This is a genomic window from Anaerophaga thermohalophila DSM 12881 (genome assembly GCF_000191885.1).
Lineage (GTDB): Bacteria > Bacteroidota > Bacteroidia > Bacteroidales > Marinilabiliaceae > Anaerophaga > Anaerophaga thermohalophila.
In genome coordinates, this window is sequence record NZ_AEWI01000109.1 from 1 (window position 1) to 12,850 (window position 12,850).

Consider the following 12,850-nt stretch of genomic DNA (forward strand, 5'->3'; position numbering starts at 1 on the left):
TAACCTCAACCTCGGTCTTAGTCTTTATTGATAATTGATCATTAAAAATCTGTGTCATCTGTGTCATCTGTGGTGAATCCTCAACCTCAACCTGAGTATGTGCTAATTGCCGGGTGCTGCGCGCCGGCGTTCCCCCTTTAGGGGGTCAGGGGGTGCGGGTAAAGGTGTTTTGAGTTTCGCGTTCTGAGTTTCGTGTTGCTGGTTAGTTGAATCATTTGTGTACAGCCTGACGTTGCATTCAGATGATTGCCAAACGATTGCCAAACTATCCTTTCAGTTTTTGCAAAAATCAGACTAATCCAATTTTGTAAGTTTCATATCCTTATTGTCAATTTCAATCATAAAAGATGAAAGATGTTGAAGACCTTTGAAGACCTTAACATTTTCAGAAAATATATTCAACAGTTTCTTATTAGATATATTACCTAAATTAATTTTTATGAGTTTTTGAGGCGATTTTCTCACGAAAAAACTATTTCTGAAATCTGCATCTTTAGTAACAACGATAAAATTTTCGGCATCAGCAAAACGACATATTTCAGTATCAGGTGTGCACCATTTATCGGGTAATTGGTTTACGTGCATTGCAGTAAAACCTGATTCTTGTAATAGTTTTACCAATTTAAGAGGTATGTGCACATCACAAAGAAACTTCATGCAATTCACTTAAGCAACATCCTGATTAACAGAAATTCCTGACATGTATAGTTTGGCAAAATTCAAAGAAGCAAGAATATCCTCTTTTTCGAGTTCCGGATGATCTTCTATAATCTCATCAATACTCATTTCAGAACCTAACATATCAATAATCACCTCCACGGGCCACCTCATATTTCTTATACAAGGCTTCCCGTGACATATTTCAGGATTTATTGTAATTCTGTCTAAAAAATTGTTTTTGCCCATAACTTTTAAAGATTTTTGTTGTTTGTTTATTAATATACAAACAAATTACAGGATATGCAACGGGTTTTGAGTTCAGGGTTCTGAGTTTTGAGTTTCGAGTTTCGAGTTTCGAGTTTGTGCTGGTTGCTTAACCTCAACCTCAACCTTAGCCTTATCCTCTATTGATAATTGATCATTAAAAATCTGTGTCATCTGTGTCATCTGTGGTGAATCCTTAGCCTTAGCATCAACCTCAACCTTAGTCTTAGCCTCAGTCTCAGCCTTTATTATTAGTTATTAGTCAATAGTAGCCTTCTATGGCGATGTCTTGCGGAAGGCCGACACGCATAAAATAGCGAGCGAAGGCCTGGGAGAGGTGTTCGCGGTATGGTGGCAGCAGGTGGAATAATTACCGGGCAATTGATTATAAAATCACCTTGTTGCAAATCATTATCTTGTTCTATTACTGAGTACCAGGGATAATCCATATTAAAATTGTTGATCTAATTCATCAGTGTCGATAAAAACTTTTGGCTGAAGTCTGGTAATGCTTCTGATTTTCACTTTTACCTTAAAGGTTTCTTTAAAAGGAACTCTTGCAACAATATCGTAATCGTCGTTGAAGTATCCAATTTCAGAATCATCTTCTTCGGTTTCGGATAGTGCAATGAGGTTATTCGTAAAAATAGTGGTACCAATCATTTCTTTTTTAATAAAGGGTGAATCTTGTAAAGCTTTGAGGTCCCACATTAAATATTTTAAGGGTGTGTGATAAAAAACCGAAGAAATCTGAAATTCTTGAACAGGCCATTGGTTTTGTATCAGGCTGGCCGTATTTTTTTCTTCCATAAAAAGTGTTTTCATCAGTATAAAATTAGTCTATGTTATTGGTCTGATGGAACTCGCATGATTGATTATATACATGTTTTTTTGTGACAATCTTTGTCATGCTCGTTTCATCAGTATAAAATTAGTCTATGTTATTGGAATGGCGCAACTTATTATTCTTTAATTGATTTTAGATTCTTCGCTCCGCTCAGAATGACAGACTGTCTAATGTCATTCTGAGGAGGTAACGACGAAGAATCTGTTACCTGTTTTTGGTTTCTTAGATGATTAAAGGTTAATTATACATGTTCTTTTGTGACAATCTTTGTCATGCTCGTTTCATCCGTATAAAATTAGTCTATGTTATTGGTCGAATGGAACTCGCATGTAAGATTTATACATATTCTTATTGTGGAAAACCTTGCCATGCTCGTTTCATCGTTTTTTATTTAAATGATTCGTACAACTCGCCTTGAGTTAACTGTTTAAAAAGATTACTCAAAAGTGAGTGTGCTTCTTTTAGCCAGTTGTTAATAATTTCGATATTAGGCTGATCCGGATTGCCATTTAGGCGGGTTTGCAATAAAATTCCTTCGGTGCCTTTATTTTTTCCCTTCTGAAAGTTAACGCGCAAGTCACCCAAATCCATGTTGTAAGCAAATCCCATATTGAAATCAGTAGGCAATTTTTCGGTTTCGAGAAACGACTGGCCGAAAGTAACATTGAATTTCCGGTTTATGAATTCATGCACGTTATTTTCATGAAAATCAAACGGGAAAAAATCGATATATAAAAGAGCAGGTGCCATGGTATTATTTGGTGAATAAATAGTAAAGAATGTTTGTATTAATTCTTTGGCATCCTCAAAAAAAGTTTCCCAGTAATATTTAGCGTCTATAGTGTTAAGCGTAATAATACCCGGTCCGACTTGCAAAAGGGGATAACCTCCTTTTTCGGACCTAAAACGGTGAACAGGTTGATTTAATGTCATTTCTATCGGCACCTCCACCGGAAGAATACTTTCGCGAAAGGGGTATTTCTGTTTTAACTCGTTATACAAGTCGCCGTAAAGGTATTGCACACCGGCTAATTCTTCTTTGCTGGTTATTTTCCATCTTAACTCAGTAACCACTTCTACGAGAGGTGCTTTTGGTAATTTACTCATTTTGTTCAACCGATTTATTAATCCGTATAAAATTTATTTTAAAAGGTCTGATAGAACTAGCATGTAAGGGTTTATACATATTCTTGATGTTGCAATCCTTGCCTTGGTCGTTTCATTTTTAAAAGGGTTCTGGGTTCTGAGTTCGGGGTTTTGAGTTCTGGGTTTTGAGTTCGGGGTTTTGAGTTCTGAGTTTCCTGTTTTTGAGTTTCGTGCTGGTTGCTCAACCTCAACCTTGACCTTAACCCGGATATGTGCTGATTGTTGGGCATTGCGCGCCGGCGTTCCCCCTTTAGGGGGTCAGGGGGTGCGGGTAAAAGGGTTTCGGGTTTCTTGTTTTCGGGTTTCTTGTTGCTGGTTGTTGAGTTGCTGGTTCCTCAACCTCAACCTTAGTCTTAACCTCAACCTTAGTCTTAGCCTTTATTGATAATTAATCATTAAAAATCTGTGTTATCTGTGTCATCTGTGTCATCTGTGGTGAATCCTCAACCTTAGCATCATTCCCTGCTCAAGGAAAATACTTATAGATATCTTTCCTATGAAGGAGCCGTTCGAAAATTAACTGGTTTTCTTCAATCCTGATTCCGGCTCTATAATCCCCAAACCGAATTCGGAAATAATTATCAAATCCGGTGAGCTTCTTCAGACCAGGAATCTCATCCAGCCTTTCAATATGTTGAATATCAACAAAAACGATTTTTTCGATCCGCATTCTTTGCCTTGGGGGAACTTTTGCAAGTTCTTTCAGAAAGGTCTTATTATACTTAAGACTGATTCCCACTTTTCAAGTGTTTATAATATTCCTTGGCTTCATTGACAGAAAGATTATCTGCGGTATTGTTTTCTTCAATCAATTTACCCAAAGCATAATCTTCAAGCACTTGTTCAATTTTTTCGAAGGTTTCAATATCTAACTGGACAGCAACAGTTTTTCTGTTTTCATCAGTCAGGTATGTTTTCTTAATCTCAAGCATTGTTATTGTTATTTAATGTTTTTCATCAGTATAAAACAAGTCTAAGTCATTGGCCTGATGGAACTCCCATAATTGAGTTTTATACCTGTTCTTTTGAGACAAACTTTGCCATGCTCGTTTCATCTTAAATCTTAAATCTAAAAATCTATTACGGCAAACCTTGTCATGCTCGTCTCAATTGTTCTTTTTGGCATTGCCCCAAAAAGAACCAAAAAGGTCTGGTCCGCTTAAACCTGGCTGCCCGCGAAAGCCAAAATTTCCGGCTATTGCGCAAGGCCATGAACGTCGCCCATTTTGGCTTCCCGCCATCCGCCGGCCCGGAAAGCGGACAGGCCACCGCGCCTTGTTAATAGTTAAAATCGTTCATTGTTGTGACATTCTTTTGAATAGCGATCTATTGACACTCAACATTTACAGGTGCAAACATTTTTAATGATTTGCATTAAAAATCTTGCACCTTAAATGAAACTATGCAATGTAAATAATTTATTATTAATAATTTAAATGTTATTCAGCAAATCCTAACCTCAACCTCAACCTTAGCCTTATCCTCTATTGATAATTGATCATTAAAAATCTGTGTCATCTGTGTCATCTGTGGTGAATCCTCAACCTCAACCTCAGTCTCAACCTGGATATGTGCCGGGCATTGCGCGCCGGCGTTCCCCCTTTAGGGGGTCGAGGGGGTGTGGGTAAAGGAGTTTTCGGGTTTCTTGTTTTCGGGTTTCTTGTTACTGGTTCCTCAACCTCAACCTCAACCTTAGTCTTATCCTTAACCTCAACCTTAGTCTTATCCTCTATTGATAATTGATCATTAAAAATCTGTGTCATCTGTGTCATCTGTGGTGAATCCTCAACCTCAACCTTAACCTCAACCTCAACCTCAGCCTCAGTCTTAGCCTCAGCCTCAGTCTTAGCCTTAATCAATTCCGGGCGAATTTCTACTGACTTTTCTAATCTTTTCCTTCATCAATTTCCATATATCAGATAAATCTCTGCTGTGATTATTCAGTAAATTCAAGCCATCAATAACTTCCTGTGTGACAAAAGGATATTCATGTGTGACAATATTTCTGGTTTCACGCAATTGAATCCATTTATCTTTGCTTTCCAGGAATTGAAGTTCTTCCAATTTTTCAAGAATATCTATAAACGGTATACCTCGTGTGTCCTCTTCAAGATAGTTCAGAAGAGAAGGAAACAACTTTTTCCCCATACTATCCTGCAACTTTGAAAACCGGAAGATCAACTGATCGAAATAACTCATTTTTTCAGGTTCCATTTGCAGAAACCTTTCTCTGGTCAAAGGGAAGTAGTGCTGTAGCTTACCACGAGCAAAATTCATCCGTTCGCAATGAATTTGGCAAAGTTGCACTGCCTGATCAAGTTTATCCTGTTTTTCTTCTTTGGTTTCCATGAACTATAGAACCACCTTATTTTTTATAATCGAGTTATAAAACTGCTTTTTATTTCTTGTAATGCCACTGTCGAATACCACATCAATTTTCTGGTCACCTATCTCTTGTTTTAACTCCGCAAGAAACCGGACTTTATTTTCAATTGTATATTTATTTTTATCAAGGCATTCAATCAGAAGATCGATATCGCCCCCTTTTTTCATGTCGTCAACTCTGGATCCGAAAAGAAACACTGTCGTCTGTTGACCAAAAATTTTATTGGCAATTATTTTGATCGCTTTTATTTCGTGAGATGTTAAGCGCATTTTTTTTTGTTGGTGGGTTCGGGTTTTGAGTTCTTATGCTGGTTGCTCAACCTTAACCTTAGAGGCTGCTAAAAAAGTCAGCAGCCTGTTTCAAATTTATTTTCATCAGTATAAAATTTAATTATTAAGGTCGGATGGAACTCGCATGCAAGGATTTATACATGTTCTTTTGTGACAAACCTTGTCATGCTCGTTTCAATTGTTCTTTTTGGCATTGCCCCAAAAAGAACCAAAAAGGTCTAGTCCGCTTAAACCTATCTGCCCGCGAAAGCCAAAATTTCCGGCCATTGCGCAAGACCGTGAACATCGCCCATTTTGGCTTCCCGCCATCCGCCGGCCCGGAAAGCGGACAGGCCACCGCGCCTTTTTAATAGTTAAAACCGTTCATTATTGTGACATTCTTTTGAATTGTGATATGTTGACATTCAACATTTACAAGTGCAAACATTTTTAAAGATTTGCATGAAAAACCTTGCAGCTTAAATGGAACTATAAAATGTAAACAATTTATTATTAATAATATAAGTGTTATTCAGCAAATCCTAACCTTAACCTTAGCCTTAGCCTCTATTGATAATTGATCATTAAAAATCTGTGTTATCTGTGGTGAATCTTCAACCTCAACCTCAATCTGGATATGTGCCGGGCATTGCGCGCCGGGGTTCCCCCTTTAGGGGGTCAGGGGGTGCGGGTAAGGGGGTTCTGAGTTTTGAGTTCTGAGTTCTGAGTTCTGAGTTCTGAGTTCTGTTTTCGGATTTCTTGTTGCTGGTACCTCAACCTCAACCTCAGCCTTAACCTTAGCCTTAGCCTTTATTAGTCAGTGATTTCTTTTCATTGAGTTTACTTTACCACAAACCATGGATTCAGCAGGTTCTCTTTATTATAGCTCAGTTCTGTTTTTTCGTCGGTGAGAAAAATGTTTTTACCGGCATATCTGGCAATGGCATGACCGGCGGCTGTATCCCATTCCATAGTCGGGCCAAAACGAGGGTAGATATCGGCTTTGCCTTCGGCAACCAAACAAATCTTCAATGCGCTGCCCGCAGATATGACCTCCACATCTTCAAACTGATGCCGGATGCGATCGATGTATTCTTTCGTCTCCGGATTCATGTGTGATCGCGAAGCCACAATTGTATATTTTGATTTATGGCCTTCGAAGGGCAGAGATACGCCACGGTTTATCAATCCATCCAGATTTGCTGACGTAATATCCCGGATTTTCCGGGCACCATGCTTCGGCCACCCGAAATAAAGCGTCTCAGTAACCGGAACATAGATAACACCGCCCAATGCCTGTCCGTTTTCCACCAGTGCTATATTGACGGTAAATTCACCGCTGTGCCTGATAAACTCTTTGGTTCCGTCAAGCGGGTCAACGAGCCAGAAGCGTGCCCACTTCTGCCGTTCGGAAAAAGGAATTGGAGCTCCTTCCTCGCTAAGAACAGGCAGTTCCGTTGGTTCGAGGACATTAACAATAACCTCATGACTTCGCTTATCGGCAATGGTAAGCGGTGAGTCATCGCTTTTCATTTCGATGGAAAAATCCTGTGAAGAATCTTCGTAAATCTTCAGGATTTCTTCGCCTGCCAGGATGGCGGCATGGATGGCAATGGTTAGTTCTTTTTCGTTCAAAACAGGTTGTTTTAGTATTTATTAACCACTTTTTAAGATTAAGGTTGAGACTCAGGTTGAGGTTCAGATTGAGGTTGAGGTTGAGAATATTTTGTTAAAATCAAGACGTTTAAAATTTTCTCACCAAAGTTAACTCATTGTTAATGAAGATTCAAAAAGTAAAACAACAACAAGTCAGGCAACAAATATGCTTTTTAGAGCGGGCTCATTCATTCAAAGACCTTATTATTTTATTAAGCTCATAAATGAGATTATTGTAAGCTTGAATAAGTTGGTCTGCCTCATTCTTATTAAAATACTCAACTTTAAGGCCATAAATTAAATGGTTTTGTGTTTCAAATGCAGAACCGCGTGCAACAACGTAAAGACAGGCTTTATCTTTTTTTGTTCTTCTGCCAAAGCCTTCAGCAATATTAGCTGCAACACTATTAGAAGATCTCCTTATTTGAGAAGTTAAACCATAATCTTCAGCCTTTGGTAAATTAATAGTGAGGTAAAAAACATCTATGGAAAGCTGATTCGATTTTTGCCAAACCGGCATTTCTATAAAGCTGGAATACATACCAATAGCATTACCTTGTTAACCTCAACCTTTACCTTAACCTCAACCTTAACCTTTACCTTAGCCTTAACCTTAACCTTAGCCTTACACTCATCTCTACCATGCTTTTTTAACCTTCCTCCACACCATTCGTCCAAAAATAATTCCAAGTCCGATAAATCCACCGAGGAAGACACTCACAACCATGATAAGAGTACGTTTGGGGGCCGATTTTTCGAGGGGCACCTTCACCGGCTCGATAATCGAAAATGCTGGCGTATCCTGTTTTACCGCTATTTCGGCCTGCTCACGTTGTTCGGCCAGGCTTTGATAAACCTGCGAAGCCAGATTATAGGCATCACTCAGCTCCTGGTAACGCATATCGGTACGTTCCTGAATTACGTTTCGGTTGCGATCGCGATAGTTGAAAAAGGCAGCTCTTGCCGCTTCAAATTCAGCTTTCTTTTCATTGTAGCGTGCTTCTATAAATTCAAGATTGTTGCGGGCCTGACGGGTTTTGTAAGCTATGATGTATTTCTGAAGCAGCTCCACTGTCTCCTGAGCTACCTGCGCGGCAAGCAACGGCTCTTCCATCTCCGCCGATATTGTGGCAAGTCCGGTTTCGTCATCCACCTCAACTGTTATTTTTTCCATCATCGATTCAAAAATTTCCTTTTCTTCTTCGCTCATCCTTTTTATTTCGGAAGCGCCAGGATTCTCAATACCAGGGCTCAACTCTTCTTTTTTGGAAAAAATTGCATTTTTAATGGTCCAGGGTAACCGGATGGTATATTTTACAAGAGACGCACCAAAACCGGGAACTGTATCCTTTAGCATCTTGTCATAAATAGAAACCGGCTCTGTCTCTTCTTCGTAGTCGAAAGGGTGATGCACCAGGTCGTTCAGGAAGGGATAGCTCTGAATGACACGGGGATATAAATCGGGTTGAATACCGCTGCCGCCTCCCATGACGGAGTTAAGGTTGATTCCGGCCATGCTTGCCAGGCCACCTAAACTACCAAGACCGCCCAGATTGTTCTTCCCTTCAGTCTGAGGTAATATGGTTGCCGATGCGCTGTATTTTTCAGGACTGAGCAAAGCCACCAGCAAACCAATAATAATGGCCACTGCAACGGCGTAACAGATGGTTCTTCGACTGTCCCAAATTGTATGCGCCAATGCTATAAGATCAATCTCATCATCCTTGATGATGGAGCGCTCCGGGGAGGTATTGTTGTTTTGTTCCATGCGAATAGGGGTGGTAGATTGTTAGAATTGTTAGAATTGTTAGGATTGTTAGGTTGTTAGAGGGTTAGGGGTGTTAGGGTGTTAGGATGTTAGGATGTTAGATTGTTAGGAGGTTAGGATTGTTAACAACCTAACAGATTAACAGGCTAACATTTTAACAGGCTAACAGGCTAACATATTTAACATATTTAACATATTCCTGCACTAAGAAAAGACACTTCTAATTAATTAACAACATTAACAATCGTCACCACGGTCAAGGCGAGTGAGGCCACGCTGCTGCCTATGCTGATCCAGGCAGTTGCAGGCAGCGGTTCGCGCTGTTTTTTGGCCGGCACTACAATTTCGCTCCCGGGAAGGACTTCCGGATAATTTTTGAAGAAGAGGAACTTTGTAGTTGCTGCTGCTTTGCCATTGGGATAAACCACATAAGCCTTTCCTTTCTTGGCATCATCGGAAAAGCCTCCGCTCTGGTTCACATAATAGCGTAGTCCTTCTCCCTGTATAAAAGGGGTACTATTGGGGTTGAGTACTTCTCCGGCAATTCTTACCGTCTGCAGTTCCCGGGGAATCCTTAACTCGTCTCCGTCTTTCAGGAAGATATCATCGCGACTGCCAGGATTTGCAAGCGCTTGTTTCAGATCAACAGCCACCACTTCAAAACCAAGGTCATTAAACTGTAAGGTGGTATCCTGTTCCATCAATTGTTCCCTCAGACGTTTTACTTTGGGATCGATGTCCACTTTACGTGTCAGCATGGCCCCTTCGGGAAAAGCATCGGGTGTAAGTCCACCGGCTCTTTTTATTACCGACGACACCCGCTCCTGTCGGTTGGAAATATTAAATTCACCGGCATAGATCACCTCTCCGTTTATTCTGACGGTTCCTGTCTGCACAAAACCAGGTGCTCTACGCACATATACTTTATCGTAGGGTTGGAGTTCAAACTGTTCATCCTGTTCATTCAGCTCCAGATCGCGGGATATGGAAAACTGAAACAAATGTCCCGTCCGCATCTGATAATTTGAAGCCTCTTCGTAGCTCAGCCGGCGGGCAACTTCAATGTAAGAGCTGGATGCAGATTCAAGAAAACCACCTGAAAGAGCCACCAGGTCTGACAGTGTCATTCCGTCGCGATAGTCGTAATTGCCGGGAAAAGCCACTTCCCCCCTGATCTCCAGGGTGCGTTGCTGTCGTAAACTGTCGATAGAATAGATGGTTACAATATCTTCACGGTTTAATTCTACATCAAATCTTCCCGATATCAAAGCTTCCACGTTGAAAGGGATATTCTGTAATTGAAGTTTCTCATCGAGACGAAGAATCTGTCCACGTTGCATAAAAGCATCTTCACGAAGCCCGTCGGCCTTTCTCAAAAGATCGGAAAGCATAAGTCCCTCCTCAAGTTCATAATTTCCAGGCCGCATCACCGCCCCTTCAATAATGACACGGTTTTCGACTCTTTCGGTCAACTCACCAGCCGAAATACTGTCCCCGTTTTCTACCTGCTCCTGTGCAAACGCTTCTTTAGTTACGCTTTTAAAGAGAATCCGGCGCGACTCATTCCTGAATATTTCCACCCGCTCATTGTAGGCTCTGTCGGTAAAACCACCGGCATAACCAATCATGTCGCCCACCGTTTCTCCCTCTTTGGCCTCAAAAATTCCGGTTCGCTTAAATTCGCCACCAATTCTGACTCTGTTTAGATAGGAAGGAACCATTATCACATCATCATCGCGAAGAGTGATGTTATTTTCTGTATTCCCGTTAATCAGATAATTGTAAACATCGAGAACTTTAATAACTCTGCCATCCCTAATAACTTTTATGCTCCTGAACGAACCATTCATATCGGGGCCGCCTGCCAGATAAAGCGCATTAAACGCCGTAGCAGTGCCCGGAAGTGTATAGCTGCCCGGAGCAAATACATCTCCTATCACATGTACTTTTATTGGTTTGATTTGTCCCAGATAAATATTGGCAAAGGTCCGTGGCTGATCTCCGGCAAGTTCACGGTATATCAGTACAAGTTTATCGAATATTTTTTTTCTGGCCTGCTTCAGGGTCAGACCACTGACAGCCACCGCCCCGGCATTTGGGATATTGATATTTCCGGAATTATCAACCATCAATTGATAACTTTGCTCCGAAGCACCCCAAATATCGATGGATATCTCATCCCCCGGACCAATAATATAGGAATCGGTGGCCGGCAAATTCACTCCGGGCTCAAATGTTAAACGTTCCGAATTGAAAAAATTAAATCCGAATAATCTTCTTTCCTCTTCAGATGGTTCAATTTCCGATTTATAGGAAAGCTCCTGATCATATAAAACAGACCCGGATGAAGCGCGCGTTGTGTCTGCAACACTCTGTTGGCCCAAACCAAGCTCTTCAAACCGGCGCTGAAGTGCATCAATCTGCTGTCTCGAAAAACCACGTGCCATTGCCAGCGAAACAGCCTGTTGCTCAGAAAGCCCACGGCCCATAATTTCGTTATATATTTGTCGAACCTGACTGTCTGACAACTCGGATATCCTTACCTGCGAAGGGTTAACGTTTTGCTGTGAATATCCATTTGTAGCAACTGCGGATAAAATGGTCAGCATAAGAAGAATGATGATTTTACGCATATCGACAATGGTATAAGATGATTAGATGGCTGTATTAGATGGTTAGATGGTTAGATGGTTAGAATCAGGTTTCAAAATAACAATATTAGCGGAACATTTTTAGTACCTTATCTCTAATTTTGTTGTATTTTTTGGCAAAATATTTATAAAAATGGCTGCGCCATTTGTTGTTTCTATCACCGAATTTGCGCTAATTAACACGAATTTAGTCGCATCTTTGATGCGACAGTCATTCGTGTCATTGACAACATCATAATTGATTTTTTAGAGTGTTCTCGAACTCTTTCCAGTCGTTTCATCCGTATAAAATTTAATTATTAAGGTCGGATGGAACTCGCATGATTGAGTTTTATACATTTCCTGTTGTGGCAAACGTTGCCATGCTCGTTTCATCTTAAATCTTAAATCTATTAATCTATTAAGGCAATCTTTGTCATGCTCGTTTCGTTGACGACAAAAAATAATTGCGTAGCAATTAGCTAATCCGACAAATTATGACTTTAGCTTTTTAGTTATTTTTGGCTCTGGCTTGTCCAGGTCAGGGTGTTAATCCACAATGTTTCATGAAAACTTTTGCAATCAACTGCCATCTCACAGCAATACTTTATGGACAGACACTACTTAACGTCTGAACACACTACCGTTTCCTGACTCCCATGGTGCTTGTATAAAACAATTGCATCCATAAGTGACAGTCAACAATGTACTGGAGAAACAAATCATCTCCACTTTACAAACGCTTATGGCACTGAAAAATTATATTCAGAACATAGCCATTATTTCGGAGCACAAATTTATTAAAAATGGCACTGGAAAAAGCAGAAAATAACAAAAACTTTTGACAGTGAAGTGACTCAGAGAGGAGGTGCGATCCACTATTAAAGTCGGCGGTCGATTCTAATTGTTTGTTTGGTCTAAGACATGAGAGTTACACAGAGGTGTACGGAGCACATCACAGAGATTCACAGAGAAAAATGGAATTTTTAGACAGCCCCTTTCTTAAACGGCGCAACCACTTCAAAAGAGGGCGTCTAAACAGATTAATTTTTTACTCTGTGAGACTCTGTGTGCCTACTCCGTGGGACTCTGTGAAACAATGAATTACACAGAGTTTTACAGTGTTTTTAGACATCCGCAATAATTCGTGAAATTGACAACATCATAATTGATTTTTTAACCCAACTTGTGAAAAATGCCACCCAAAAAACAAAAAAATGCGCA

At 40.3% G+C, this 12,850-nt stretch carries 13 protein-coding genes; all 13 read right to left on the bottom strand.

Annotated elements, in window-relative coordinates:
* Nucleotides 1-294 precede the first annotated feature (294 nt).
* The 13 genes from ATH1_RS0115930 to ATH1_RS0116000 all read right to left on the bottom strand — a co-directional run bounded on the left by ATH1_RS0115930 (nucleotide 295) and on the right by ATH1_RS0116000 (nucleotide 11,629).
* On the bottom strand, nucleotides 295-657 hold the full coding sequence (locus tag ATH1_RS0115930; protein ID WP_010424094.1) for a DUF5615 family PIN-like protein: 363 nt from the start codon (nucleotides 655-657) through the stop codon (nucleotides 295-297).
* A 9-nt stretch (nucleotides 658-666) separates the two neighbouring features.
* On the bottom strand, nucleotides 667-906 hold the full coding sequence (locus ATH1_RS0115935) for a DUF433 domain-containing protein (RefSeq protein ID WP_010424097.1): 240 nt from the start codon (nucleotides 904-906) through the stop codon (nucleotides 667-669).
* Nucleotides 907-1,374: 468 nt separating this feature from the next.
* Nucleotides 1,375-1,749, bottom strand: a complete 375-nt coding sequence (locus ATH1_RS0115945) for a hypothetical protein (protein WP_010424104.1) — start codon at nucleotides 1,747-1,749, stop codon at nucleotides 1,375-1,377.
* Nucleotides 1,750-2,158: 409 nt separating this feature from the next.
* Nucleotides 2,159-2,878 (bottom strand): TIGR04255 family protein, encoded by a 720-nt coding sequence (locus ATH1_RS0115950; protein ID WP_010424106.1) that lies wholly within the window; start codon nucleotides 2,876-2,878, stop codon nucleotides 2,159-2,161.
* A gap of 505 nt (nucleotides 2,879-3,383) precedes the next feature.
* On the bottom strand, nucleotides 3,384-3,656 hold the full coding sequence (locus ATH1_RS0115955) for a type II toxin-antitoxin system RelE family toxin (RefSeq protein ID WP_010424109.1): 273 nt from the start codon (nucleotides 3,654-3,656) through the stop codon (nucleotides 3,384-3,386).
* Entirely contained in the window at nucleotides 3,640-3,849 is a 210-nt protein-coding gene (locus ATH1_RS0115960; protein WP_010424112.1) for a hypothetical protein, read from the bottom strand. The genes ATH1_RS0115955 and ATH1_RS0115960 overlap by 17 nt, the downstream gene beginning before the upstream one ends.
* A gap of 591 nt (nucleotides 3,850-4,440) precedes the next feature.
* Nucleotides 4,441-4,776: a hypothetical protein gene (locus tag ATH1_RS21530; RefSeq protein WP_010424116.1), complete on the bottom strand. Its 336-nt coding sequence runs from the start codon at nucleotides 4,774-4,776 to the stop codon at nucleotides 4,441-4,443.
* Nucleotides 4,769-5,266 (bottom strand): hypothetical protein, encoded by a 498-nt coding sequence (locus ATH1_RS0115970; RefSeq protein WP_010424119.1) that lies wholly within the window; start codon nucleotides 5,264-5,266, stop codon nucleotides 4,769-4,771. The genes ATH1_RS21530 and ATH1_RS0115970 overlap by 8 nt, the downstream gene beginning before the upstream one ends.
* 3 nt (nucleotides 5,267-5,269) lie before the next feature.
* Nucleotides 5,270-5,572 (bottom strand): nucleotidyltransferase domain-containing protein, encoded by a 303-nt coding sequence (locus tag ATH1_RS0115975; protein WP_010424122.1) that lies wholly within the window; start codon nucleotides 5,570-5,572, stop codon nucleotides 5,270-5,272.
* 840 nt (nucleotides 5,573-6,412) lie between these two features.
* Entirely contained in the window at nucleotides 6,413-7,207 is a 795-nt protein-coding gene (cysQ, locus tag ATH1_RS0115985) for a 3'(2'),5'-bisphosphate nucleotidase CysQ (RefSeq protein ID WP_010424124.1), read from the bottom strand.
* 205 nt (nucleotides 7,208-7,412) lie between these two features.
* The gene (locus tag ATH1_RS0115990) at nucleotides 7,413-7,769 is read right to left on the bottom strand and encodes a four helix bundle protein (RefSeq protein ID WP_010424127.1); all 357 of its coding nucleotides are present in this window, start codon (nucleotides 7,767-7,769) and stop codon (nucleotides 7,413-7,415) included.
* Between the two features lie 96 nt (nucleotides 7,770-7,865).
* A complete protein-coding gene (locus tag ATH1_RS0115995; RefSeq protein WP_010424130.1) occupies nucleotides 7,866-8,996 on the bottom strand; it encodes a Wzz/FepE/Etk N-terminal domain-containing protein in 1,131 nt (376 codons plus the stop codon).
* 224 nt (nucleotides 8,997-9,220) lie between these two features.
* Complete coding sequence (locus ATH1_RS0116000; protein ID WP_010424132.1) at nucleotides 9,221-11,629, bottom strand: SLBB domain-containing protein; 2,409 nt, start codon at nucleotides 11,627-11,629, stop codon at nucleotides 9,221-9,223.
* Between the last annotated feature and the right edge of the window lie 1,221 nt (nucleotides 11,630-12,850).

Coding starts and splice junctions, on each gene's coding strand:
- ATH1_RS0115930 (WP_010424094.1), bottom strand. CDS start 657: ATGAAGTTTCTTTGTGATGTGCACATACCTCTTAAATTGGTAAAACTA.
- ATH1_RS0115935 (WP_010424097.1), bottom strand. CDS start 906: ATGGGCAAAAACAATTTTTTAGACAGAATTACAATAAATCCTGAAATA.
- ATH1_RS0115945 (WP_010424104.1), bottom strand. CDS start 1,749: ATGAAAACACTTTTTATGGAAGAAAAAAATACGGCCAGCCTGATACAA.
- ATH1_RS0115950 (WP_010424106.1), bottom strand. CDS start 2,878: ATGAGTAAATTACCAAAAGCACCTCTCGTAGAAGTGGTTACTGAGTTA.
- ATH1_RS0115960 (WP_010424112.1), bottom strand. CDS start 3,849: ATGCTTGAGATTAAGAAAACATACCTGACTGATGAAAACAGAAAAACT.
- ATH1_RS0115970 (WP_010424119.1), bottom strand. CDS start 5,266: ATGGAAACCAAAGAAGAAAAACAGGATAAACTTGATCAGGCAGTGCAA.
- ATH1_RS0115975 (WP_010424122.1), bottom strand. CDS start 5,572: ATGCGCTTAACATCTCACGAAATAAAAGCGATCAAAATAATTGCCAAT.
- ATH1_RS0115990 (WP_010424127.1), bottom strand. CDS start 7,769: ATGTATTCCAGCTTTATAGAAATGCCGGTTTGGCAAAAATCGAATCAG.
- ATH1_RS0115995 (WP_010424130.1), bottom strand. CDS start 8,996: ATGGAACAAAACAACAATACCTCCCCGGAGCGCTCCATCATCAAGGAT.
- ATH1_RS0116000 (WP_010424132.1), bottom strand. CDS start 11,629: ATGCGTAAAATCATCATTCTTCTTATGCTGACCATTTTATCCGCAGTT.